This is a genomic window from Kosakonia pseudosacchari, assembly GCF_015167415.1.
GTDB classification, from domain to species: Bacteria; Pseudomonadota; Gammaproteobacteria; order Enterobacterales; family Enterobacteriaceae; genus Kosakonia; species Kosakonia pseudosacchari.
In genome coordinates this window covers 2906839-2930404 of sequence record NZ_CP063425.1, presented here as the reverse complement: position 1 = coordinate 2930404, position 23566 = coordinate 2906839, and the positions used below count along the sequence as shown (strand labels likewise).

At 54.9% G+C, this 23566-nt stretch carries 22 protein-coding genes; 20 read left to right on the top strand and 2 right to left on the bottom strand.

Annotated elements, in window-relative coordinates:
* Nucleotides 1-26: 26 nt before the first annotated feature.
* Nucleotides 27-452, bottom strand: a complete 426-nt coding sequence (gene uspC, locus IP581_RS13785; RefSeq protein ID WP_020454153.1) for a universal stress protein UspC — start codon at nucleotides 450-452, stop codon at nucleotides 27-29.
* A gap of 777 nt (nucleotides 453-1229) precedes the next feature.
* Between uspC and flhD the strand changes: the two genes are divergently transcribed.
* The 17 genes from flhD (at nucleotide 1230) to cheZ (ending at nucleotide 18766) form a co-directional block, all read left to right on the top strand.
* Nucleotides 1230-1580 (top strand): flagellar transcriptional regulator FlhD, encoded by a 351-nt coding sequence (gene flhD, locus IP581_RS13780; protein ID WP_017458320.1) that lies wholly within the window; start codon nucleotides 1230-1232, stop codon nucleotides 1578-1580.
* A 2-nt stretch (nucleotides 1581-1582) separates the two neighbouring features.
* A complete protein-coding gene (flhC, locus tag IP581_RS13775; RefSeq protein WP_086874036.1) occupies nucleotides 1583-2161 on the top strand; it encodes a flagellar transcriptional regulator FlhC in 579 nt (192 codons plus the stop codon).
* A 125-nt stretch (nucleotides 2162-2286) separates the two neighbouring features.
* Nucleotides 2287-3174, top strand: coding sequence for a flagellar motor stator protein MotA (gene motA / locus IP581_RS13770; RefSeq protein ID WP_097399544.1), 888 nt, complete (start codon nucleotides 2287-2289; stop codon nucleotides 3172-3174).
* Entirely contained in the window at nucleotides 3171-4130 is a 960-nt protein-coding gene (motB, locus tag IP581_RS13765; protein ID WP_086874038.1) for a flagellar motor protein MotB, read from the top strand. The genes motA and motB overlap by 4 nt, the downstream gene beginning before the upstream one ends.
* Nucleotides 4131-4134: 4 nt before the next feature.
* Nucleotides 4135-6186 (top strand): chemotaxis protein CheA, encoded by a 2052-nt coding sequence (cheA, locus tag IP581_RS13760; RefSeq protein WP_193820633.1) that lies wholly within the window; start codon nucleotides 4135-4137, stop codon nucleotides 6184-6186.
* Nucleotides 6187-6208: 22 nt separating this feature from the next.
* Nucleotides 6209-6712: a chemotaxis protein CheW gene (gene cheW / locus IP581_RS13755; protein ID WP_007371553.1), complete on the top strand. Its 504-nt coding sequence runs from the start codon at nucleotides 6209-6211 to the stop codon at nucleotides 6710-6712.
* A 421-nt stretch (nucleotides 6713-7133) separates the two neighbouring features.
* Nucleotides 7134-7703, top strand: a complete 570-nt coding sequence (locus tag IP581_RS13750; protein WP_193820632.1) for a Csu type fimbrial protein — start codon at nucleotides 7134-7136, stop codon at nucleotides 7701-7703.
* Between the two features lie 91 nt (nucleotides 7704-7794).
* A complete protein-coding gene (locus IP581_RS13745; protein WP_193822701.1) occupies nucleotides 7795-8268 on the top strand; it encodes a Csu type fimbrial protein in 474 nt (157 codons plus the stop codon).
* Between the two features lie 14 nt (nucleotides 8269-8282).
* Nucleotides 8283-9047 carry a fimbrial biogenesis chaperone gene (locus tag IP581_RS13740; protein WP_193820631.1) on the top strand — a complete coding sequence of 255 codons (765 nt, stop codon included), beginning with the start codon at nucleotides 8283-8285 and terminating at the stop codon, nucleotides 9045-9047.
* Nucleotides 9023-11416 (top strand): fimbria/pilus outer membrane usher protein, encoded by a 2394-nt coding sequence (locus IP581_RS13735; RefSeq protein WP_193820630.1) that lies wholly within the window; start codon nucleotides 9023-9025, stop codon nucleotides 11414-11416. The genes IP581_RS13740 and IP581_RS13735 overlap by 25 nt, the downstream gene beginning before the upstream one ends.
* On the top strand, nucleotides 11416-12378 hold the full coding sequence (locus IP581_RS13730; RefSeq protein WP_193820629.1) for a Csu type fimbrial protein: 963 nt from the start codon (nucleotides 11416-11418) through the stop codon (nucleotides 12376-12378). The genes IP581_RS13735 and IP581_RS13730 overlap by 1 nt, the downstream gene beginning before the upstream one ends.
* An 86-nt stretch (nucleotides 12379-12464) precedes the next feature.
* The gene (gene tar, locus IP581_RS13725; protein ID WP_193820628.1) at nucleotides 12465-14129 is read left to right on the top strand and encodes a methyl-accepting chemotaxis protein II; all 1665 of its coding nucleotides are present in this window, start codon (nucleotides 12465-12467) and stop codon (nucleotides 14127-14129) included.
* Nucleotides 14130-14170: 41 nt separating this feature from the next.
* On the top strand, nucleotides 14171-15769 hold the full coding sequence (gene tap / locus IP581_RS13720; protein WP_086874045.1) for a methyl-accepting chemotaxis protein IV: 1599 nt from the start codon (nucleotides 14171-14173) through the stop codon (nucleotides 15767-15769).
* A 19-nt stretch (nucleotides 15770-15788) separates the two neighbouring features.
* Nucleotides 15789-16658 (top strand): protein-glutamate O-methyltransferase CheR, encoded by an 870-nt coding sequence (gene cheR / locus IP581_RS13715; protein WP_086874046.1) that lies wholly within the window; start codon nucleotides 15789-15791, stop codon nucleotides 16656-16658.
* Nucleotides 16655-17704: a protein-glutamate methylesterase/protein-glutamine glutaminase gene (locus tag IP581_RS13710; RefSeq protein WP_020454143.1), complete on the top strand. Its 1050-nt coding sequence runs from the start codon at nucleotides 16655-16657 to the stop codon at nucleotides 17702-17704. The genes cheR and IP581_RS13710 overlap by 4 nt, the downstream gene beginning before the upstream one ends.
* A 17-nt stretch (nucleotides 17705-17721) precedes the next feature.
* Nucleotides 17722-18111: a chemotaxis response regulator CheY gene (cheY, locus tag IP581_RS13705; RefSeq protein WP_007371559.1), complete on the top strand. Its 390-nt coding sequence runs from the start codon at nucleotides 17722-17724 to the stop codon at nucleotides 18109-18111.
* Between the two features lie 10 nt (nucleotides 18112-18121).
* Nucleotides 18122-18766 carry a protein phosphatase CheZ gene (cheZ, locus tag IP581_RS13700; protein WP_020454142.1) on the top strand — a complete coding sequence of 215 codons (645 nt, stop codon included), beginning with the start codon at nucleotides 18122-18124 and terminating at the stop codon, nucleotides 18764-18766.
* Between the two features lie 81 nt (nucleotides 18767-18847).
* Here the strand turns inward: cheZ and IP581_RS13695 are convergent, their stop codons facing one another.
* Nucleotides 18848-19396, bottom strand: a complete 549-nt coding sequence (locus IP581_RS13695) for a CPBP family intramembrane glutamic endopeptidase (protein ID WP_228007768.1) — start codon at nucleotides 19394-19396, stop codon at nucleotides 18848-18850.
* Between the two features lie 390 nt (nucleotides 19397-19786).
* On the opposite strand from IP581_RS13695, the gene flhB reads away from it, so the two are divergent.
* Genes flhB through flhE form a run of 3 tightly spaced genes read left to right on the top strand, consistent with a single transcriptional unit; the run spans nucleotide 19787 to nucleotide 23431 of the window.
* Complete coding sequence (flhB, locus tag IP581_RS13690) at nucleotides 19787-20938, top strand: flagellar biosynthesis protein FlhB (protein ID WP_086874247.1); 1152 nt, start codon at nucleotides 19787-19789, stop codon at nucleotides 20936-20938.
* The gene (flhA, locus tag IP581_RS13685; RefSeq protein ID WP_086874048.1) at nucleotides 20931-23009 is read left to right on the top strand and encodes a flagellar biosynthesis protein FlhA; all 2079 of its coding nucleotides are present in this window, start codon (nucleotides 20931-20933) and stop codon (nucleotides 23007-23009) included. The genes flhB and flhA overlap by 8 nt, the downstream gene beginning before the upstream one ends.
* Nucleotides 23009-23431: a flagellar protein FlhE gene (gene flhE, locus IP581_RS13680; protein WP_193820626.1), complete on the top strand. Its 423-nt coding sequence runs from the start codon at nucleotides 23009-23011 to the stop codon at nucleotides 23429-23431. Before flhA ends, flhE begins: the two co-directional genes overlap by 1 nt.
* The last annotated feature ends 135 nt before the right edge of the window (nucleotides 23432-23566 follow it).

The following is a 23566-nucleotide window of genomic DNA, read 5'->3' as shown; positions in this document are numbered from 1 at the left end:
AACGCTCCCGCTCTGGCGGGGGCGTTTTACGCGCTTAACGGCACTAACAGCACATCAACTTCACTGGCCTGGACAATGCTTTTCGCCGAGCAGACAGCGCGCGAGAAGAACGTCTGATTGTGATTACCACACACCACTAAATCGACATCCTGGGTGCGGCAAGTATGCAGGATATGCTTACTCAGTTCGCCAGAGGCGATCAGCGCCTGTTCGATGGGATAATTCGCGTTGCGCACCAGCTCATCCAAAAACTGTTGCGTCTCTTCCTGCAACACCTCACGGACATTTTCCATCATCGGTGCGGCAAGCTGGTTATACAGTTCCGGGTCAGCGGCTAAGGTAATCAATGTGATACGGGCACTGGAAGGGCGGGCGATATCAACCGCTTTTGCCAGCAACTGTTGGCTCTCTGGCGTAACGGCTACGGCGACCAAAAGATGTGCATAAGCCATTTTTACTCCCCGATTGAATCAAATTTTTTTCACCATTACTCCGATTCTTAAACCAGTGCAACCTGTGAATATGGCAGGGATGTGAAGGTTATCATAAATATTCATTAATTATTCTTACGTAACGATATGGTCGCGCTTTAATCACCTTAACCGATTTTAAAAGCTTAACTAAAATTAAGAGAATTTATGATCGAATTGTTAAATTATCAATCATAATGATTAACAAAAGTGCAATGGTTACTTCGGGTGATTAATTAAGATCGCTTAAAGCATAATTTATTGTTTTATATAACTTTTTATATTTGTTTCTTAAATAGATACATATTGTCAAATGTAAATAGGGCAGCATCCTAATCCTCCGACCAGTTAGCGTGGGTAAGAGCGCGTTTTGCATGCCTATTCGGACAATTGGAATAGAAAAGGGGGGTGATCGAGCAAAAAAACATCAATTCACAAGCGAGACTGATAGATTTATTGTCAATATTCGCGTAAATTATGTGACGTGGATCACAAAAATTTCAAATTTCCGCACTGGTCAGATTGTATGTGGCAGCACCTACGAGTACAGTTGCGTCGAATTAGGAAAAATCTTAGTTCTTTGTAAGAAATGATTAAGAACGTTGTAAGGCAATTAACATTTGAGCGAAGCGCCTTATCGCAAGATCCTAGTCAGTTATGCATTTAGCCTTTTCTTTTTTATACCGGGTTTTTCCCGGCGACATCACGGGGTGCGGCTCAGCCGCATAAGATACAAGTTGGTTATTCGGGATGGGAAAAATGCATACATCCGAGTTGCTGAAACATGTTTATGACATTAATTTGTCGTATTTACTTCTTGCTCAGCGTTTGATCAGCCAGGACAAAGCGTCCGCCATGTTCCGTCTTGGTATTAATGAAGAGATGGCGACCACACTGGTTGAGTTAACCCTTCCGCAAATGGTGAAGTTGGCTGAAACCAATCAGCTGATTTGCCAGTTCCGTTTTGACAATCATCAGACCATCACTCGTCTGACCCAAGAGTCACGCGTGGACGATTTACAGCAAGTTCACACCGGGATTTTACTTTCAACCCGCCTGCTGAATGAGTCTTCACAGACTGGCGACGCGGCCCGGAAGAAAAGGGCATAACGATGAGCGAAAAAAGCATTGTTCAGGAAGCACGCGATATTCAGTTAGCAATGGAACTGATTACGCTGGGTGCGCGTTTACAAATGTTGGAGAGTGAGACGCAGCTTAGCCGCGGTCGTCTTATCAAACTCTACAAAGAGTTGCGTGGTAGCCCGCCGCCGAAAGGTATGCTGCCATTCTCCACCGACTGGTTTATGACCTGGGAACAAAACATCCACGCGTCTATGTTCTGTAACGCATGGCAATTTTTGTTAAAAACAGGCCTTTGCAGTGGCGTTGACGCAGTCATCAAAGCATACCGACTTTACCTCGAACAATGCCCTCATGCTGAGGAAGGACCGCTACTGGCGCTGACCCGCGCCTGGACGCTGGTTCGTTTCGTGGAAAGCGGAATGCTGGAGTTGTCTCGCTGCAATTGCTGTGGTGGTAATTTTATTACGCACGCACATCAGCCTGTTGGTAGCTTTGCCTGCAGTTTATGCCAGCCGCCGTCTCGCGCGGTAAAAAGACGTAAACTTTCCCAGGAAGCTGCCGATATTATTCCACAACTGCTGGATGAACAGATCGATCAGGCTGTTTAACCGAATACAGGTGGAAACACTCCAGCAGCGGTGCAGTTATGCCGCTGCTTTTTTTTGCCTGTCACTCGCGTTAACCCTTTGAAATGTTTATCCCGAGCCTTAGTCATTAGCAGAAGGATGATGTCGTGCTTATCGTATTAGGTTACCTGGTTGTTCTTGGTGCAGTTTTAGGCGGTTATATGATGACCGGCGGTCACCTTGGGGCACTGTATCAACCCTCTGAACTGATTATCATCGGCGGGGCAGGTGTGGGTGCATTCATCGTGGGCAACAATGGGAAAGCTATCAAAGGCACCATGAAAGCGTTGCCGCTGCTGTTTCGCCGTTCTAAATACACCAAAAGTATGTATATGGACTTGCTGGCGCTGCTGTATCGCCTGATGGCGAAATCACGCCAGCAAGGGATGTTCTCGCTGGAACGGGATATCGAAAACCCGAAAGAGAGCGAGATTTTCGCCAGCTACCCGCGCATTCTCGCGGATGCGACGATGCTTGAATTTATCGTGGATTATCTGCGTCTTATCATCAGCGGCAACATGAACACCTTCGAGATTGAAGCGCTGATGGATGAAGAAATTGAAACCCACGAAAGTGAAGCGGAAGTGCCAGCCAACGCCCTCGCGGCGGTCGGTGACTCCCTGCCGGCGTTCGGTATCGTGGCGGCGGTAATGGGGGTGGTACATGCGCTGGCCTCGGCGGATCGTCCGGCGGCGGAGTTGGGTGCGCTGATTGCGCATGCGATGGTGGGAACTTTCCTCGGTATCTTGTTGGCATATGGTTTTATCTCTCCGCTGGCAAGCGTACTTCGCCAGAAGAGTGCGGAAACTGCCAAAATGATGCAGTGCGTGAAGATAACCCTGCTGTCGAACCTGAACGGTTACGCACCGCCAATCGCGGTTGAGTTTGGTCGTAAAACACTGTACTCCAGCGAGCGCCCGTCGTTTATCGAACTGGACGAACATGTTCGTGCGGTCAGAAACCCTAACCAACAGACGACGACTGAGGACGCATGAAAAACCAGTCCCATCCGATCGTCGTAGTTAGACGAAAAAAACATAAAGGCCATGGCGGCGGCGGACACGGCTCCTGGAAAATTGCCTATGCCGACTTTATGACGGCGATGATGGCGTTTTTCCTGGTGATGTGGCTTATCTCCATCTCCAGCCCGAAAGAGCTTATCCAGATTGCGGAGTATTTCCGCACGCCGCTGGCAACTGCGGTCACGGGTGGGCCGAGAATTTCGAATAGCGACAGCCCCATTCCGGGCGGTGGCGATGACTACACACAGCAACAGGGCGAAGTACAAAAACAGCCCAATATTGACGACCTGAAAAAACGCATGGAGCAGTCGCGCTTGAGTAAATTGCGCGGCGATCTGGACCAGTTAATTGAAGCCGATCCCAAATTGCGCGCCTTGCGCCCGCATTTGAAAATCGACCTGGTACAGGAAGGGTTGCGCATACAGATTATCGATAGCCAGAACCGGCCGATGTTTAAAACCGGCAGCGCGGAAGTCGAACCTTATATGCGCGATATTTTACGGGCGATTGCGCCAGTACTGAATGGTATCCCGAACAAAGTGAGCCTCTCCGGTCACACCGACGATGCCCCTTACGCTAACGGCGATAAAGGGTACAGCAACTGGGAGCTTTCCGCCGATCGCGCTAACGCGTCGCGCCGTGAGCTGGTTGCCGGTGGCCTGGATGATGGCAAGGTGATGCGCGTTGTTGGCATGGCGGCAACCATGCGCCTGGTCGACCGCGGCCCGGATGAAGCCATCAACCGCCGAATTAGTCTTTTGGTGCTGAACAAACAAGCAGAAGCGGCCATTCTGCATGAGAACGCCGAAAGTCAGAGTGCGCCAATAAGCGCGATTACACAGCCAGAGCCAGCGGCAGCGGCAGCACCCGCGCCAGCAGCCTCGTCTCCGGCAGCAGTTCCTACGTCGCCACAAGCCAATCCGAGGTGATAGCGTGAGCATGGATATTAGTGATTTTTACCAGACATTCTTTGATGAGGCCGACGAACTGTTGGCCGATATGGAACAACATTTATTGGACCTGGTGCCGGAAGCGCCGGATTCAGAACAGCTCAACGCCATCTTCCGTGCTGCACACTCTATTAAAGGCGGCGCGGGTACATTTGGCTTTACCATCTTGCAGGAAACAACCCACCTGATGGAGAACCTGCTTGATGAGGCTCGGCGTGGCGAGATGCAGCTCAACACCGACATTATCAACCTGTTTTTGGAAACCAAAGATATTATGCAGGAACAGCTCGATGCCTATAAAAGCTCGTCAGAGCCAGATGCCGCAAGCTTCGAATACATCTGCAATGCCCTGCGCCAGCTGGCGCTGGAAGCAAAAGGAGAGGTCGTTCCTGCCGCTGCGAATGGGGCAAAACTCTCTGTTGTAGAGACCGCACTGGCAGCTGATGTGACAGCGCCCGCCGCTGAAAACGACGGCAAACTGCGAATTGTCCTTTCTCGCCTGAAAGAGAGCGAAGTTGACTTACTCGAAGAAGAGCTGGGCAACCTCGGCACGCTGAGCGATGTCGTGAAGGGGAAAGATACCCTGAGCGTGACTATCGACGGCGGCGTGAGCGAAGACGACATTATCGCGGTGCTGTGCTTTGTTATCGAAGCGGATCAAATCGCTTTCGAAAAAGCGGCTCCAGCGCCCGCGGCAACAGACGCTGTGGTTGAAGCCCCGGCTGAAGTGGCTGAAGCGCCGGCAGCAGCGGCTGTCCCGGCGGTGCAGGCGGCTGCGGCACCTGCGCTGAAAGCGGTGGCGAAAGAGCAACCGGCAGGCCGTGAAAAACCGGCAGCCCGCGCCAGTGAATCGACCAGTATCCGTGTTGCGGTTGAAAAAGTTGACCAGTTGATCAACCTGGTAGGCGAACTGGTTATCACCCAGTCCATGCTGGCGCAGCGCTCTAACGAACTGGATCCGGTGACGCACGGTGACCTGATAACCAGTATGAGCCAGTTGCAACGTAACGCCCGCGACCTGCAGGAATCGGTGATGTCCATCCGTATGATGCCGATGGAATACGTCTTCAGCCGTTTCCCGCGCCTGGTTCGCGATCTGGCGAGCAAGCTGGATAAACAAGTGGAACTGACGCTGCAGGGCAGCTCGACCGAACTTGATAAGAGCTTGATCGAACGCATTATTGACCCGTTAACGCACCTGGTGCGTAACAGCCTCGACCACGGTATCGAAACGCCGGAAAAACGTGTGGAAGCAGGGAAGTCGCCTATCGGCAACCTGATCCTTTCGGCGGAACACCAGGGCGGGAACATCTGTATTGAAGTGACTGACGATGGTGCCGGCCTGAACCGTGAACGTATCCTGGCGAAAGCGATTTCGCAGGGGATGGCCGTGAACGAGAACATGACCGATGAAGAAGTGGGCATGCTGATTTTCGCGCCGGGCTTCTCCACCGCAGAGCAGGTGACCGACGTTTCCGGCCGTGGCGTGGGGATGGACGTGGTGAAACGTAACATCCAGGAGATGGGCGGCCACGTTGAAATCAAATCGAAGCAGGGCACCGGCACGACCATTCGTATCCTGCTGCCGCTGACGCTGGCGATCCTCGACGGCATGTCAGTAAAAGTGAACAACGAAGTCTTTATCCTGCCGTTGAACGCGGTAATGGAATCGCTGCAACCGCGTGAAGAAGATCTGCATCCGCTGGCTGGTGGTGAGCGCGTGCTGGAAGTGCGCGGTGAATACCTGCCGCTGGTTGAACTGTGGAAAGTCTTTGACGTTATGGGCGCGAAAACCGAGGCCACGCAGGGGATTGTCGTTATCCTGCAAAGCGCGGGTCGTCGCTATGCATTGCTGGTTGATCAACTGATTGGTCAGCATCAAGTGGTGGTGAAAAACCTGGAAAGCAACTATCGCAAAGTGCCGGGCATTTCTGCTGCCACTATCCTTGGGGATGGTAGCGTTGCGCTGATTGTTGACGTATCAGCGTTGCAGGGATTGAATCGTGAACATCGTATGGCGCACACAGCCGCCTGATTTAGTTAAGAAGGTATAAAACATGACCGGTATGAGTAATGTAGCAAAACTGGCGGGCGAGCCATCAGGTCAGGAGTTCCTGGTTTTCACTCTGGGCGATGAAGAATACGGAATCGATATTCTCAAAGTGCAGGAAATTCGTGGCTATGATCAGGTGACCCGAATCGCCAATACCCCAGACTTTATCAAAGGCGTCACCAACCTTCGCGGTGTGATTGTGCCGATTGTCGACCTGCGCGTGAAGTTCAGCCAGGGCGATGTCGAGTATGATGACAACACGGTTGTCATCGTGCTGAATCTCGGTCAGCGCGTGGTGGGCATTGTGGTTGATGGTGTTTCCGACGTCCTGTCGCTGGCATCTGACCAGATCCGCCCGGCACCGGAATTCGCGGTAACGCTGTCGACCGAATACCTGACCGGCCTCGGCGCGCTCGGCGACCGTATGCTGATTCTGGTAAACATTGAAAAACTGCTCAACAGCGAAGAAATGGCGTTGCTGGATATTGCTGCCACGCACGTAGCGTAATAATTACGCAAATCGATTAATAATAAAGGCAGGTGAAGTTACTTCATCTGCCTTTATTTTTGCCCATTTTCTTGTCGCTATAATATATATGCTTCACACCTGCTTAATTTCTACTTCATAAATTCTGCTTACTTTTCTTTACGACTCGTCACATATTGTGATGCTCATCACAAATTAAGGTATATATCTTTCAGAAAATTAATGAGTTAACCGTTTTTTATTCGTTAACTAAATGATTTACAGAGATAAAATTATTACCAGGTTATGGGGTGCGCGCCGTTACGTTTAAGTGGTTGAAGCGCGAAGCGTAAACTAAATTTCTGTTATTCCTGCTTTAATCGGTTGCGTGTTTTTCTTATTTCGATGGCTAATTCGTTGCGCGGTGAAATAAACAGCACGCGGTATTTTCGGAGGTGGAAACATGAACAGAAAATTACTTTATGTGCTGGTAAGTGGTGCGCTGGTGATGGTCGGGCAAAATGCGCGAGCGGTCACCAGTAGCGGGACAATTGGCGCAACCCTGACGTTGACTAATGGCTGCCTGATTAACGGCTCGCCAAGCCAGAACGGTATCAACTTTGGTTCGCTCGATTTTGGTACCCATCCGGCGACGTTTTCAGAGCTCACCACCCAACTCACCAACGCCGGCGGCGGTAAAAGCTTCGGTATTCAATGTACCACCACCGATTACACCGTACAGGTAACCGGCAACACCAACTCTACCGCGCCCGGCACCGTCGTCGGCACACCGGGAACGCCTGCCCGTTACCTGGTCAACGCGGCCAATACCACGCAAGGCGTTGCCTACAGCCTCTATAGTGATAGCGGCTTTAGCAACGTCATCACTAACAACACCAACATTCCTCGCGCGTCAACGACCGGTGGTGTCGATAACTACACGCTCTATGGGCGGATCTCCGGCGGCGGCAACAGCGTTAGCGTCGTACCGGGTACCTATACCGATACGATCAACGTGAGCGTGACGTACTAAACCTTCCCGCATGATGCCAGGCGGCATGCGTGTTTCCCTGCGGGGGAAGCGGGGATCTCTGCGCGTAATTTCTGGGCTGCTCCTGTTCGGGATGTGGGCGCCGCAGGTTGCGTTTGCGGTTACGACGCAAACCTTCACCGTGGGCGCAACCATCACTCCAGGCTGCTCGGTGGTGAGCGGCAGCGGCGGGGCGCTCGGCTCACTCAATTTTGGCACCCGCACCGGGGTGCAGAGCGGGCAGGTCACCGCCAGCTTCGTACCTGCCGCGTCACTCTCGCTGGGCTGCACGCCAGGCGTGGCGCTGAGTATGAGCATCAACGGCGGGCAGAACTATTCCACCGTGCGCAATCTGCAACGTAGCGGCGGTACAGATCGCGTGCCTTATCGCCTCTATACCAGCAGTACGCTGGCGGCAAATACCGAGATCGGCGTCAACCAGAGCGTCTCCGTCGCGTACAGCAATAGCAATAGTATTTCGCTGGCGATTTTCGGCGCGGCGCAGCTAACCGGGTTCAGCCCGGCGGGAACCTATACCGATCAACTCACTGTGACATTGTCATGGTAACAAGGGAGAAGGAGATGAAGGTCATTACGTCTGGCCGCGCGGCGGGCTTGCTGTGTACCTGTGCGCTGACACTTAGCGCGAGCCACGCATTTGCGGCGGCCACTATTCTGCTCTGGCCCATCGATCCGTGGCTAAGCGCCACCAGCAACGCCACCGAATTATGGATCCAGAACCAGGGCGAAGCGCCCACCACCATGCAGGTGCGCATTGTCCGCTGGCAGCAGGAAAAGGGACTTGAACGTTATCAGCAACAAAACGAAATCGTTGCCAGCCCACCGATTGTGAGAATCGAAAAAGAGAGCAAACAGCTGATCCGCCTGATTAAGCAGGCGTCAATTCCGGCGGGTGTCGAACAGGCTTACCGCATCATCGTTGATGAGATCCCGCAGCCGGAAAGCAGCGACAAACCACAAATTGGCCTCAAGCTGCAAATGCGCTACTCGATTCCGCTCTTTGTTTATGGCACCGGCATCGAAACCCACACCAGCGGCGCGCACCATGCGTTGGTGGATACCAAAGATTTACGCTGGCGGGTAAGCCGGGATAACGGCAAACCGGCGCTGGAAGTGCGTAACAATGGCGATGTCCATGTCCGGTTAAGCAAAGTCACCGTTCGGCAAGGCGGTCAAACGCGACAGGTTGCGGAAGGACTACTCGGTTATGTCCTGCCGCACAGCGTGCGAAGCTGGCCGCTACCTGCGGGCATCAACAATCCAGTGGAGATGAAGGCGACAATCAATGCCAGGGATAGCGAATGGCAGTCGTCCGCGGGCAACTGATTTTACCGCTCACGGCTATGCTGCTGGGCAGTACAGCATGGGCACAGCAGGGCGATGATATGCTCCCGCCGCCGCCCGATGCGCGCGCCATCAATGAGCACGCGGTTTTCCATTTAAGCCTGGTGATTAACCATTACGATACCCAGCGAGTGGTGCCCGTGACGCGGCGGCAGAATGATTTTTTTATCTCCAGCGCCGACCTCCTGCAGGCCGGGCTGCCTGCTGAGCATGTGCCACAAGGGGAGGTCAATGTATCGGCCCTGGCGAATGTGCGCGCCGAGTATGACAGTGCGGGTCAGCGTCTGCTGCTCTCGGTGCCCGGCGAGTGGGTGCCGGAGCGTGCTACGGCATTCAACTCGGGCCTGCGACGCACGACACCGAAATATGGCCAGGGCGCGTTACTCAATTACGATGTCTATACCAGCGCCAACGAACATATTGGCGGGCAGGCGGCGCTGTGGCATGAGTTTCGCTACTTCAACGGCAACGGCGTGCTCTCCTCAACCGGTTCACTGCGTAAGACACTTTCCGGCAACCTCAGGCAGCAGGAAGGGTATATGCGTTATGACACCACCCTTACGTTTACCGATGAAGATGACGCCACGCAGTGGAGCGTGGGCGATGTTATTTCCGATGCCTTAACCTGGAGCAGCAGTGTGCGTATTGGCGGCGTCAGTTACGGGCGCGACTTCTCTCTGCGCCCGGATCTGGTCACCTGGCCACTGCCCGCCTTCTCCGGCGAAGCGGCAGTGCCGACCTCGGTGGACGTGTTTATTAACGGCTATCGCGCCGGGAACACCCAGTTACAACCGGGCCCCTTTACGCTGACCAATATGCCCTATATCAACGGCGCGGGGGATGCCGTGCTGGTGACCACGGACGCGCTGGGGCGCCAGGTTAGCACCACCTTGCCTTTTTATGTCGCCAGCGATTTGCTCAAACCTGGCTTGAGCGACGGGGCGATTACCGTGGGTGCGCTGCGGCGCAATTATGGTATTGAGAATGTTGACTATGGGACGCTGGTGGGCAGCGGATCGTATCGCTATGGCCTGACCGATTATTTAACCCTCGAAGGGCACGGTGAAGCGGCGCAGTCGCTGACGCTCGGCGGTGCCGGCGCGGTGCTGAAGCTCGGACGGCTCGGCGTGCTCAATGGCGCATGGACGCAAAGCCGCATGTCTGGCGATAACGGCAGCCAGCTTGCCTGGGGTTATCAGTACAACACCCGCTTGTTTAGCGTTAACACGCAGCACAGCCGACGCGATCGCGACTTTGGCAATCTGGCGCTCTACGACCAGCGCAATTTCTACAACAACGAGCAACGCAACGGGCAACGGCCTGTCGCCAGCCTGAGCCGCAACACGGACCAATACGCGCTGACCTTTAATATGGGCGATTTCGGTAATGTGGGGGCGGCATGGATCGGTGTGCGCAGCTTTGATAATCAAAAGACGGAACTGCTCAACCTCTCCTGGAGCCGTAATCTGTGGGGAGGCAGTAGTCTTTATCTGGCGGCGAGCCGCGACAACCAGCAGGGGGACTGGAACTTTGCTTTATCGCTGCAAATCCCGATGAGCGACATGGATAGCGCGGCGGTGAGTATGGAGCGAACCCCCGACAACGGCTCCACTGAGCGTATCAACTATAACCACGCCATGCCGACCGATGGCGGTTTTAGCTGGAATATGGCTTTTGCGCACCAGTCGCAGGCGAAAAATTACCAGCAGGGCACGCTGGCCTGGCGTAATAACAATGTCGAGTTGCAGGGCGGCGGCTACGGCGAAAGCGACATGATGACATGGTGGGGCGAAGCGCTGGGTTCGCTGGTGTTGATGGATGGCCAGTTATTTGCCGCCAACCGCATTAATGACGCGTTTGCGGTGATCAGCACCGGCGGTCATGGCGGTGTGCCGGTGAATTATGAAAATCAGCCCGTCGGTGAAACCAACCGTGACGGCTATCTGCTGGTGAGCGGTGTATCTGCCTATTACCCGGCCAGTTACAGCATCAATACGCTGAATTTACCGGCGGATACGCAACTGAAAGATACTGAGCGCAAGATCTCGCTGCGTCGGCGCAGCGGCTATCTGGTGGAGTTTCCAATGGTGCAGGAGCGCGTCGCCAGCGTGATCCTGCATGATGAAAACGGCGAAGCCATTCCGCTTGCCAGCGAAGTTGACCGGGCGGGCAAAGCCACCGCGATTGTCGGCTATGACGGCATTGCGTGGCTGGAAAGCCTGGATGAGGCCAATGCGCTGCATGTCCGTTTGCCGGATGGCAAAACCTGTGACACCCGCTTCACGCTGATCGCCAATCCTGAACATAAATTGCAAACCTACGGACCACTGACCTGCCGGAGGAACCCTTAATGCGTCGGCTACTTCTTCTGTTATTACTCCTGAGCTGCGGGTCAGCGTGGTCGGCCTGTACGGTCAGCACGACCAGTGGTGCGTTCGGCACAGTGACGTCGTTTGTGCTTAATGCCTCGGCGCAAAACACCACCGCCAGCCTGATTGTGCGCTGCGATGCGGCGCTCAACCTGCTCACCAACGACTCGATTACCCTGACGCTGACCGGGGCGAGCGCCACCGCGTCGAACCGGGGCGCGATGAAACGTTCTGACAACGCCGCCGTGACGGATGCCATTCCGATCCGCGTCTGCGGCCAGGCCAACTGCGCCAATAACAGCGAAGCGACAATCAGCGGCAACAGCTACACCTGGAGCGGTTCAACCTTGCTGGCGTTATTGGGCACCCGAACCTACACCTTGCCGCTCTATTTCCTCACCGTTCCGGGGCAAAATGTGAGCGCCGGGCCTTATACAGTGACGCTCAATTTTAGCGTCGCGTATAACGTCTGTTCGGTAGGGGTTTTAGGGTTCTGTTCGACAGCACAAACGGGTACGGCGGCCACCAACCTGCAGGTCAACGGCACCGTCACCAATGACTGCACCACCATCAGCGCACCGAATGTCAATTTCGGCAGCGCGCCGCTGGTGCGCAACTTCCCGACCATTTCGCAATCTATTGCCATCACCTGTACGAAAGGCATGGTTTACACCGTCGGCATCAACAACGGCGGCTACTACAACGGCAGCGCGCGAAATATGGCCAGCGGCACTAACCGGCTCAGTTATGAGATTTACAAAGGGGCAACCAGCAACCGCTGGGGCAGCGCCGGTGCGGAGCGCTGGTCAAGCGGCGTCTCATCGCAAGTGAGCACCGATGGCCTACTGCGAACCTACAATTACACCGCGCAAATTTTGACGTCGCAGACCACGCCGCCGGGGGGAACTTATAGCGATACCTTAACTGTGGATATCGCGTTTTAAGTCATAATTTAATTCCCTTTCGCAAATGTAAAGTTCCGTGGCCGCATGCCGATAACACCGTTAAGAACTTATCAAGAAGGTGTTGCATGTTGAACCGTATCCGCGTCGTTACTCTGCTTATGAGCGTGCTGGTGGTCTTTGCCTTGTTACAGCTTGTCTCTGGTGGCCTGTTTTTTTCGTCGCTTAAGCAAAACCAGCAAAGTTTTGCGGTCTCCAATGACCTGCGCATGCAACAAACGGAATTAGGCAAAGCCTGGGAGTTGATGCTACAAACGCGTATCAACCTGAGCCGTTCTTCAGCGCGGATGTTGCTGGATCCGAGCAACCAGCAGAGCAGTGCGAAAACCGATTTGCTGAACAGCGCCAAAGCCTCACTTGCCGACGCGGCAAAACACTACGATGCCTTCCGTGCGTTGCCATCACTGCCGGAAACCGACACCGCGCGCCAGACGCTCGATGAAAAGTACCGCACTTATCACGATGCCTTAGCGGAGCTGGTGCAGTTCCTTGAAGGCGGCAACATTAACGGCTTTATGGCGCAGCCAACGCAGGGGATGCAAAACGCCCTTGGCGATGCGATGAAGAAATACGCGGAATTGAGTGAAGGCTTGTATCGCAATGCCTGGGAACAGAGCGTCAGTGATTACACCTTCGCCAAATGGCAGATGGCGATTCTGGCGCTGGCGCTGGTGATCGTGCTGGCCGGGGTCTGGTATGGCATTCGCCGTATTCTGCTGTCGCCGCTGTCGGCGGTCATTGCCCACATTCGTGAAATTGCCGGTGGCAACCTGACGCATTCGCTGACCATTGCGGGTCGCAGTGAAATGACGGAGCTGGCGCAAAGCGTTGACCATATGCAGAACGCCCTGATCGAAACGGTGACCAACGTTCGCCAGGGTTCAGATGCTATCTACTCCGGTACCAGCGAAATCGCCGCCGGCAACAACGATCTCTCGTCCCGTACCGAAGAGCAGGCGTCCGCCCTTGAGCAGACCGCCGCCAGTATGGAAGAGTTGACCGCCACGGTGAAACAGAACGCCGATAACGCCCGCCAGGCTTCATTACTGGCGCAGAGTGCGTCGGAAACGGCAGAGCGCGGCGGTAAAGTGGTTAACAGCGTGGTAAAAACCATGCACGAAATTGCGGGCAGTTCGCAAAAAATTGCCGATATTATTAGTGTGATTGACGGCATTGCCTTCCAGACCAATATTCTGGCGCTTAACGCCGCGGTGGAAGCCGCGCGAGCAGGCGAGCAGGGGCGTGGTTTCGCCGTGGTCGCCGGAGAGGTGCGCAATCTTGCCAGCCGCAGTGCGCAGGCGGCGAAAGAAATTAAAGGCTTAATTGAAGATTCTGTCTCCCGTGTCGATACCGGTTCTGTGCTGGTGGAGAGCGCAGGGGAGACGATGTCGGACATCGTTAACGCGGTAACACGGGTGAACGACATTATGGGTGAGATCGCCTCGGCTTCTGATGAACAGAGCCGCGGCATCGATCAGGTTGCGCTGGCGGTATCCGAAATGGATCGCGTCACGCAGCAAAACGCGTCACTGGTACAACAATCGGCAGCCGCAGCGGCCGCCTTAGAAGAACAAGCCAGTTTGTTGACGCAGGCGGTATCTGCTTTCCGCCTTTCTTCTGTATCCGGCAAATCGGCGTCGCGTGCTACAACTCCGGCAGCAGGCAGCGCTCAGACCCCGGCGCGGAGTCGCCAACTTGTAACCGGACAAGAAGATAACTGGGAAACATTTTAGCTGTTCTTAACCGCGGACTTTTTCCGCCAGATGGGGCGTTAATGTTAAATCGTATTCGCATCTCGACAACACTTTTTTTGATTTTGATCGTGTGTGGCATTTTACAGGTTGGCAGTAACGGGTTGTCTTTCTGGGCATTTAAAGAGAGCACTTCACATTTACAAGAAGTAGAAAACAGTAATCACCAGCGCAGCGCATTAATGCAGATGCGGGCCACCTTACTTCAGGCCAGCACCGCGTTGAACAAAGCCGGGACGTTAACGGCGCTCAGTTATCCGCCGGATGACATCAAAGCGCTGATGACCCAGGCGAAAGCCAGCCTCAAGCAGTCGGCTGAGGTAGAAAAAGAGTTTCTTGGCCTGAAGGTGATGACACCGGAAGGTAAAAAATTACAGGAAAATACGCAGGCCAGTTACACCGCCTGGCGTGGTGACCTGGAGCACCAGGCGACCTGGCTTGAGAATAACCAGTTGTCGGATTTTATGACCGCGCCGGTGCAGGAGTCGCAGGATAAGTTTGATGCCAGTTTCAGTGCGTGGGAAAAACACATTAACCACTTTACTGAACAGGCGAGAGCGGATGGTGAAAGCAACTATCATCGCTCGGCGGTTATTTTTGTCGTGGTGGTGATCCTTGCCGCGTTATTGACCAGCGCCGCGCTGTTCTGGTCGCGCAAGATGATTGTCCAGCCGCTGGCGGTTGTCAGCAGTCACTTTGACAGCATCGCCGAAGGCAATCTGGCGCGACCGATTGTCGTTGACGGGCGTAACGAGATCGCGGCGATTTTTACCAGCCTGAAAAAGATGCAAACGGCGTTACGCACCACGGTGAGCGATGTTCGTCAGGGCAGCTACGCGATGCATACCGGTATCTCGGAAATCGCGGCGGGTAACAATGATTTATCGTCGAGAACGGAGCAACAAGCGGCGTCGCTGGCGCAAACCGCTGCCAGCATGGAGCAGTTAACGTCGACGGTAAGCCAGAACGCCGATAACGCGCGTCAGGCTTCCGTACTGGCGCAGAGTGCGGCGGAAACGGCGAGAAAAGGTGGGCAGCAGACCACGAGCGTGGCAAGTACCATGCAGCAGATTGCCGGTAGCTCGCAGAAAATTGGTGACATCATTAGTGTGATTGATGGCATTGCGTTTCAGACCAACATTCTGGCGCTGAACGCCGCCGTTGAAGCGGCCCGCGCCGGTGAGCAGGGACGTGGTTTCGCGGTGGTGGCCGGTGAAGTGCGTAACCTGGCAAGTCGCAGCGCGCAGGCGGCAAAAGAGATTAAAGGCCTGATTGAAGAGTCGGTTTCCCGCGTTCAGCAGGGTTCCACGCTGGTGGATACCGCCGCGCAGACGATGACGGAAATCGTCCGCTCTGTCACTCAGGTCAACGATATCATGGGCGAGATCGCCTCCGCGTCCGATGAGCAACGGCGCGGGATAGAGCAAGTGGCTCAGGCAGTAACACAGATGGATCAGGTGACACAGCAGAACGCTGCGCTGGTAGAAGAGGCAGCTTCCGCCACCGACCAACTGGCTAACCAGGCAAATAACCTTACTGAGCTGGTGGCCGTATTTAAGATTGAAGAGCATGTCGCAATACCCGAAGTGGCACCGCCTAAGGCAGTGCCCGTTGCATCCTGAACCTAGTTGAGAAGGCGCTATGACATCATCCATGCCTAACGGGCAAACGTCATCAATATTGCAACAGATGACACAGCGCCTGGCGCTGTCCGACGCGCACTTTCGTCGGATATGTCAATTGATCTACCAGCGCGCGGGGATTGTCCTCGCGGATCATAAACGCGACATGGTTTACAACCGCCTTGTCCGCCGTTTACGCGCGCTGGGGTTAGACGATTTTGGCCGCTATCTGAGCATGCTGGAAGCGAACCAGAACAGCGCCGAGTGGCAAGCGTTTATTAACTCGCTGACCACCAATCTCACCGCGTTTTTCCGGGAAGCACACCACTTCCCGGTTCTCGCGGACCATGCGCGCAAGCGCACGGGGGAATACCGGGTATGGAGCGCGGCGGCGTCGACAGGCGAAGAGCCGTACTCTCTTGCCATTACCCTCGCTGATGCGCTGGGTATGGCACCGGGTCGCTGGAAAGTTTTCGCCAGCGACATTGATACCGAAGTGCTGGAAAAAGCACGTAGCGGCATCTACCGCCAGGACGAGTTGAAAACCCTCTCGCCCCAGCAGATGCAACGCTACTTTATGCGCGGTACTGGCCCGCATGCCGGGCTGGTGCGTGTACGGCAGGAACTGGCGAACTACGTCGATTTCACCACGGTCAATCTGCTGGATAAGCAGTACAACGTTCCGGGGCCTTTCGACGCAATTTTTTGCCGTAACGTAATGATTTATTTTGATAAAACGACGCAACAGGACATTCTGCATCGTTTCGCTCCGCTGCTTAAGCCGGACGGATTACTGTTTGCCGGGCATTCGGAGAACTTCAGCAACCTCGTGCGTGAGTTTACCCTTCGTGGGCAAACAGTTTATGCGCTGAGTAAGGATAAAGCATGAGTAAAATCAGGGTGTTGTCCGTCGATGATTCCGCATTGATGCGCCAGATCATGACAGAAATTATCAATAGCCACAGCGATATGGAAATGGTGGCGACGGCGCCAGACCCATTGGTTGCCCGGGATTTAATTAAAAAATTCAACCCGGACGTGTTAACGCTGGATGTGGAAATGCCGCGCATGGACGGGCTGGATTTCCTTGAAAAATTAATGCGTCTGCGCCCGATGCCGGTGGTGATGGTCTCTTCACTGACCGGAAAAGGCTCGGAAGTGACATTGCGCGCGCTGGAACTGGGGGCAATTGATTTTGTCACCAAACCGCAGATTGGCATTCGCGAAGGCATGCTGGCTTACAGCGAGATGATTGCCGATAAGGTACGCACTGCGTCACGCGCGCGTATCGCGGCACATAAACCGATGGAAGCGCCGACCATGCTGAAGGCCGGGCCGTTACTCAGCTCGGAAAAACTGCTGGTAATTGGCGCGTCAACCGGAGGAACAGAGGCAATTAGGCATGTACTCCAGCCATTGCCGCTCTCAAGTCCGGGTATTCTTATCACTCAGCATATGCCGCCGGGCTTTACCCGCTCATTTGCTGAGCGTTTGAATAAGCTCTGTCAGATCAGCGTCAAAGAAGCAGAAGATGGTGAGCGCGTATTACCCGGACACGCGTATATTGCACCAGGCGATCGGCATATGGAGCTGGCGCGTAGCGGGGCGAACTATCAAATTAAGATCCACGACGGACCGCCGGTTAACCGGCACCGACCGTCGGTGGACGTGCTGTTTAATTCGGTGGCGAAACACGCGGGGCGTAACGCCGTGGGGGTCATTCTCACGGGGATGGGCAACGATGGCGCGGCCGGAATGTTAGCAATGCACCAGGCTGGCGCCTGGACGATTGCGCAAAATGAAGCAAGTTGTGTGGTGTTCGGCATGCCGCGTGAGGCCATCAATATGGGTGGCGTCAGCGAAGTGGTCGATCTTAGCCAGGTAAGCCAGCAGATGCTGGCGAAAATCAGTGCCGGACAGGCAATACGTATTTGAACCAGGAGTAATTTTTTATGGCGGATAAAGAGCTTAAGTTTTTGGTTGTGGATGACTTTTCCACCATGCGTCGAATTGTACGTAACCTGCTAAAAGAGCTGGGATTTAACAACGTTGAAGAAGCAGAAGACGGTGTTGATGCGTTAAACAAATTGCAGACGGGTGGCTTCGGTTTTGTTATCTCCGACTGGAACATGCCAAACATGGACGGTCTGGAACTGCTGAAAACGATTCGTGCCGACAGCAATATGGCCTCCATGCCGGTGCTGATGGTTACAGCAGAAGCGAAAAAAGAGAACATCATCGCGGCGGCGCAGGCCGGTGCGAGCGGCTATGTGGTGAAACCGTTTACCGCGGCAACCCTGGAAGAGAAACTCGGTAAGATCTTCGAGAAACTTGGCATGTGAGGACTGGCTAATGATTCAACCTTCAATTAAACCAGCGGACGAACATTCACCCAGCGACATCATTGCCCGGATCGGCAGTCTGACGCGTATGTTGCGTGATAGCCTGCGCGAGTTAGGTCTTGACCAGGCGATTGCCGAAGCGGCGGAAGCCATTCCGGACGCGCGCGACCGTCTGGATTATGTAGTGCAGATGACCGCGCAAGCGGCAGAACGCGCGCTTAATAGCGTTGAAGCTTCTCAGCCGCACCAGGATGAGATGGAAAAGGGTTCGAAAGCGCTGAGCAAACGTTGGGACGAGTGGTTTGAAAACCCGATCGAACTGGCGGATGCGCGTGAACTGGTGACCGATACGCGCAAATTCCTTGGCGAAATTCCGGGGCACACCAGCTTCACCAACGCCCAGTTGCTGGACATCATGATGGCGCAGGATTTCCAGGACCTCACCGGTCAGGTTATCAAACGCATGATGGATGTTATCCAGGAGATCGAACGTCAGCTGCTGATGGTACTGCTGGAGAACATTCCGGAACAGTCCGCACGTCCGAAGCGTGAAAATGACAGCCTGCTCAATGGCCCACAACTCGACGCGACCAAAGCGGGCGTGGTGGCAAGCCAGGATCAGGTCGACGATCTGCTCGACAGTCTGGGCTTCTGATGTGTCTGCACATTCATCTTCAGTCCGCCTGACGGTGCGTGTCTGACCACAATGAAAAGGGAAGGGGAAACCTTCCCTTTTTTATTGCAGGAAAATATCCCCCAGCGCGAAGGTGTTCGCCAGCGCATGCAGCGCCATCGGGACAATCAGGCCGCCCGTACCGAGCCTGACCACACACAACACCGCAGAAAAAATAAAGAGCTGAATGAAGGTGACAGGCGCCTGATATTGCATATGGATGACGGCGAACAGCAATGACGTCAGTACAATCCCCACCTGTTGCGGCACTTTTCCCCATCCCAGGCTGGCATTGAGTAAAAAGCCGCGAAAGATAATCTCTTCACTTACGGGTGCCACCAGACACGCCGTTAATATCCACGCCCAGCGGGTCAACCCGGTGTAATCGCGCAGCGAATCGAGCCAGGGTTCAGGCTGCTGAAACAATTTCTCCATCACCAGCATCACCGCCAGCGCCAGCAGTGGCACGATAAAATTGCGCAGCGCCAGTGTGCCAACGGGTAACAGCCCCGCAAAATGGCGCGCGTAGCAGCGCCAGAGTAATAGCGAGCAAGGTAATAACAGCGCGGTGTAGAGAAACGGTCCGGCAAGGCCATTTCGATAAAGCGCCATAAAACCAGGAATGAAAAATTCCAAATAAAAGAGGCTGTAATAGATAACAAACGCCGCGATGCAAATAACCGTGTGCGAGATCCTGTCCAGGTGTCGTGGCATAAAAAATAACGTCCGTGCCGATAACGATGCGAAGCCGACCATTATAAAGGAGAGCGTTAGCATTTCTGTTATGCGATGACTGAACAGGATATGTCGATAAAAAATGGGCTTTAGGCAGGATTTTCCCGATGACGTTGCCGTTTGGTTTGCGTTTCAGCATGCGAGGTTGAACGTGAAGCGACAACTCAAATGGCGAAAACCCTCTGTTTTTATGCCTTACTCTGCCCATTGGACAGGCTTGACTCTGGCAATATGTCATCAAACCTGTAACCCGTGGATGTGTTGACCGTGGCCTCTGAAGACAACGACGACAAAACAGAAGCCCCCACAGCGCACCGACTAGAGAAAGCGCGCGAAGAAGGGCAAATCCCCCGATCCAAAGAACTGACATCGCTACTGATCATGTTGGTCGGTATCGGCATTCTGTGGTTTGGCGGCGAAGCGTTTGGTCACAGGTTATCGATGGCGCTCTCATCCGGGCTGCGTTTTGACCACAAGATTATCAGTGACCAGAACCTGATCCTCGGGCAGATCATCGTGATGCTGAAAAACGTGCTGATTGGCATGTTGCCGCTGCTGACAGGCGTAGTGATTGTCGCCATGATCGCCCCGGTAATGCTGGGCGGGCTGGTGTTCAGCACCAAATCGCTGGAGTTTAAATTTTCCAAACTCAACCCGCTGAGCGGGTTGGGGCGCTTGTTCTCCGCGCAAGTGGGCGCGGAGCTGGTGAAAGCGTTGATGAAAGCACTGCTGATGGGCAGCGTGGCGGGCTTTTTTTTATGGCATCACTGGCCGGAAATGATGCGCCTGATGAGCGAATCGCCGCTGACCGCAATGGCGAGCGCCCTCAATCTGGCCGGGTTGTGCGCCATGCTGGTGGCGCTGAGCATTATCCCGATGGTGGGCTTTGACGTTTTCTGGCAGATCTACAGCCATATGAAAAAACTGCGCATGTCCCGCCAGGACATCCGCGACGAATTTAAACAGAGCGAAGGCGACCCGCACATTAAAGGCCGTATCCGGCAGATGCAGCGTGCCGCGGCGCGCCGTCGCATGATGGCCGATGTGCCAAAAGCCGATGTGATTGTCACCAACCCGACGCACTACTCTGTCGCGCTGCAATATGACGAGAATAAGATGAGTGCACCGAAAGTGGTGGCAAAAGGCGCGGGAATGATTGCGCTGCGTATTCGTGAGCTGGGGACGGAGAACCGTGTGCCGATCCTCGAAGCGCCGCCGCTGGCGCGTGCGCTCTATCGCCATTCTGAAATTGGTCAGCAAATCCCGGGCCAGCTGTATGCGGCAGTTGCCGAAGTGCTGGCGTGGGTATGGCAGTTGAAACGCTGGCGTCTGTCCGGCGGGCAACGACCTGTTAAACCTGAGAATCTCCCGGTGCCTGAGGCGCTGGACTTTTTGAACGAGAAGGACACTGATGGCTAATCTGGTAGCAATGCTGCGTCTACCCAGCAATCTGAAATCGACCCAATGGCAGGTTCTCGCCGGGCCGGTGCTCATTTTGCTTATTTTGTCGATGATGGTGCTGCCGCTACCGGCGTTTGTCCTCGACCTGTTGTTTACCTTTAACATCGCCCTTTCCATCATGGTGCTGTTGGTGGCGATGTTCACCCAGCGCACGCTGGAGTTCGCCGCCTTCCCGACCATTCTGCTGTTTACCACCTTGCTGCGCCTGGCGCTGAACGTGGCCTCGACGCGTATTATCCTGATGGAAGGGCATACGGGATCGGCGGCGGCAGGGCGGGTGGTTGAAGCCTTCGGTCACTTCCTCGTCGGCGGCAACTTCGCCATCGGTATCGTGGTGTTCGTCATCCTCGTTATCATCAACTTTATGGTTATCACCAAAGGTGCGGGGCGTATCGCCGAAGTGGGCGCGCGTTTCGTACTCGATGGGATGCCCGGTAAACAGATGGCGATTGACGCCGACCTTAACGCCGGGATCATCGGCGAAGACGAAGCGAAACGCCGCCGTTCTGAAGTAACGCAAGAAGCGGACTTCTACGGTTCGATGGACGGTGCGAGTAAGTTCGTTCGCGGCGACGCCATCGCCGGTATTCTGATCATGGTTATCAACGTCATCGGCGGCTTGCTGGTGGGCGTTCTGCAACATGGCCTGTCGATGGGCGATGCGGCATCAAGTTACACCTTGCTGACCATCGGTGACGGTCTGGTTGCGCAGATCCCGGCGCTGGTTATCTCTACCGCGGCGGGTGTTATCGTCACACGCGTCAGTACCGATCAGGATGTTGGCCAGCAGATGGTTGGCCAGCTGTTCAGCAACCCGCGCGTGATGATGCTCAGCGCCGGCGTACTCGGCCTGCTGGGGCTGGTGCCGGGTATGCCGAACTTTGTCTTCCTGCTGTTTACCGCCGCGCTGCTGGGGCTTGCCTGGTGGCTGCGTGGTAAAGACCAGGCTGCGCCTGCTGAAGCCGCGCCGATGAAGCTGCCGGAAAATACCCAGGCGGTGGAAGCCACCTGGAACGATGTACAGCTTGAAGATTCCCTCGGTATGGAAGTGGGTTATCGCCTGATCCCGATGGTGGACTTCCAGCAGGATGGCGAGTTGTTAGGCCGTATCCGCAGTATTCGTAAGAAATTCGCGCAGGATATGGGCTTCCTGCCGCCTGTTGTCCACATCCGCGACAATATGGATCTGCCGCCAGCGCGTTATCGCATCCTGATGAAAGGGGTGGAAATTGGCAGCGGCGAGGCTTATCCAGGCCGCTGGCTGGCGATTAACCCGGGCACGGCGGCGGGTTCGCTACCGGGCGAGCAAACCGTGGATCCGGCCTTTGGCCTGGCTGCTATCTGGATTGAGAGCGCGTTGAAAGAACAGGCGCAGATCCAGGGTTACACCGTTGTGGAAGCCAGTACCGTGGTGGCAACACACCTTAACCACCTGATTGGTCAATTCTCGGCGGAGCTGTTTGGTCGCCAGGAAGCGCAGCAATTGCTTGACCGGGTAAGCCAGGAGATGCCGAAACTGACCGAAGATTTGGTGCCGGGAGTCGTCACGCTGACCACGCTGCACAAAGTGTTGCAAAACCTGCTGGCCGAGAAAGTACCCATCCGCGATATGCGTACCATTCTGGAAACGCTGGCCGAGCATGCGCCGCTGCAAACCGATCCGCACGAACTCACCGCGGTGGTACGCGTCGCCCTGGGCCGCGCCATTACCCAGCAATGGTTCCCGGGTAATGATGAAGTGCAGGTGATTGGTCTTGATACGCCGCTTGAACGTTTGCTGTTGCAGGCGTTGCAGGGCGGTGGGGGGCTGGAACCGGGTCTTGCCGATCGCTTACTGGAACAAACACAGGAAGCGTTGACGCGCCAGGAAATGTTGGGTGCGCCGCCGGTGTTGCTGGTGAACCACGCACTGCGTCCATTACTGGCGCGCTTCCTGCGCCGCAGCCTACCGCAACTGGTGGTGCTGTCGAATATGGAAATGTCGGATAACCGCAGCATCCGTATGACTGCGACCATCGGAGGCAAATAATGCGTTATCTGGCCTGGTTGGTGGTTTTGCCGTTGTTTGCTCACGCGGCCGGAAACGGCATTGGCGAGGGCATGTGGCAGGCCAGCAGTATCGGTATCCGGCTGGACAACCGTGGCGTGGTCGCTTCATCGCGCCCGCTGGGCCCGTCGCAGCCGGTAAACGGGCTGATGACGGATGTCTCCTGGCGCTATGAATTAAATGGCCCGACGCCTGCCGGGTTAGTGGTTCGACTCTGCTCGCAGGCGCGCTGTGTCGAGCTGGATGGGCAGAGCGGCACCACGCGCGGCTTTACCGATGTCCCGGCGCTCGAATCGCTGCGTTTTGTCTGGGAAGTGCCCGGCGGTGGACGCTTATGGCCGCCGCTGGACGTGCGTAGTAATAAAGTGCTGGTCAATTACCGCCAGCCAGCTCAGCGAAACTAACCGCTGCGCTTCAAGTAGTTAGCTCGTTTTCCGCCCGAAAATCCCGCCGCACTGGCGGGATTTTGCTATCCGCCCCGCATTTTTGGCCGCTCCTTTTGATGCAAAAGAAACGCTGTTTTATAAATCAGTGAAGCG

What these genes read in the sequence shown, in the direction of transcription:
- tar (WP_193820628.1), top strand. Translation starts at nt 12,465, where the DNA reads ATGTTGAACCGTATCCGCGTCGTTACTCTGCTTATGAGCGTGCTGGTG.
- flhC (WP_086874036.1), top strand. Translation starts at nt 1,583, where the DNA reads ATGAGCGAAAAAAGCATTGTTCAGGAAGCACGCGATATTCAGTTAGCA.
- IP581_RS13750 (WP_193820632.1), top strand. Translation starts at nt 7,134, where the DNA reads ATGAACAGAAAATTACTTTATGTGCTGGTAAGTGGTGCGCTGGTGATG.
- uspC (WP_020454153.1), bottom strand. Translation starts at nt 452, where the DNA reads ATGGCTTATGCACATCTTTTGGTCGCCGTAGCCGTTACGCCAGAGAGC.
- IP581_RS13710 (WP_020454143.1), top strand. Translation starts at nt 16,655, where the DNA reads ATGAGTAAAATCAGGGTGTTGTCCGTCGATGATTCCGCATTGATGCGC.
- IP581_RS13730 (WP_193820629.1), top strand. Translation starts at nt 11,416, where the DNA reads ATGCGTCGGCTACTTCTTCTGTTATTACTCCTGAGCTGCGGGTCAGCG.
- flhE (WP_193820626.1), top strand. Translation starts at nt 23,009, where the DNA reads ATGCGTTATCTGGCCTGGTTGGTGGTTTTGCCGTTGTTTGCTCACGCG.
- IP581_RS13735 (WP_193820630.1), top strand. Translation starts at nt 9,023, where the DNA reads ATGGCAGTCGTCCGCGGGCAACTGATTTTACCGCTCACGGCTATGCTG.
- flhA (WP_086874048.1), top strand. Translation starts at nt 20,931, where the DNA reads ATGGCTAATCTGGTAGCAATGCTGCGTCTACCCAGCAATCTGAAATCG.
- flhD (WP_017458320.1), top strand. Translation starts at nt 1,230, where the DNA reads ATGCATACATCCGAGTTGCTGAAACATGTTTATGACATTAATTTGTCG.
- IP581_RS13740 (WP_193820631.1), top strand. Translation starts at nt 8,283, where the DNA reads ATGAAGGTCATTACGTCTGGCCGCGCGGCGGGCTTGCTGTGTACCTGT.
- cheW (WP_007371553.1), top strand. Translation starts at nt 6,209, where the DNA reads ATGACCGGTATGAGTAATGTAGCAAAACTGGCGGGCGAGCCATCAGGT.
- motB (WP_086874038.1), top strand. Translation starts at nt 3,171, where the DNA reads ATGAAAAACCAGTCCCATCCGATCGTCGTAGTTAGACGAAAAAAACAT.
- tap (WP_086874045.1), top strand. Translation starts at nt 14,171, where the DNA reads ATGTTAAATCGTATTCGCATCTCGACAACACTTTTTTTGATTTTGATC.
- cheZ (WP_020454142.1), top strand. Translation starts at nt 18,122, where the DNA reads ATGATTCAACCTTCAATTAAACCAGCGGACGAACATTCACCCAGCGAC.
- cheR (WP_086874046.1), top strand. Translation starts at nt 15,789, where the DNA reads ATGACATCATCCATGCCTAACGGGCAAACGTCATCAATATTGCAACAG.
- IP581_RS13695 (WP_228007768.1), bottom strand. Translation starts at nt 19,396, where the DNA reads ATGGCGCTTTATCGAAATGGCCTTGCCGGACCGTTTCTCTACACCGCG.
- IP581_RS13745 (WP_193822701.1), top strand. Translation starts at nt 7,795, where the DNA reads ATGTGGGCGCCGCAGGTTGCGTTTGCGGTTACGACGCAAACCTTCACC.
- cheY (WP_007371559.1), top strand. Translation starts at nt 17,722, where the DNA reads ATGGCGGATAAAGAGCTTAAGTTTTTGGTTGTGGATGACTTTTCCACC.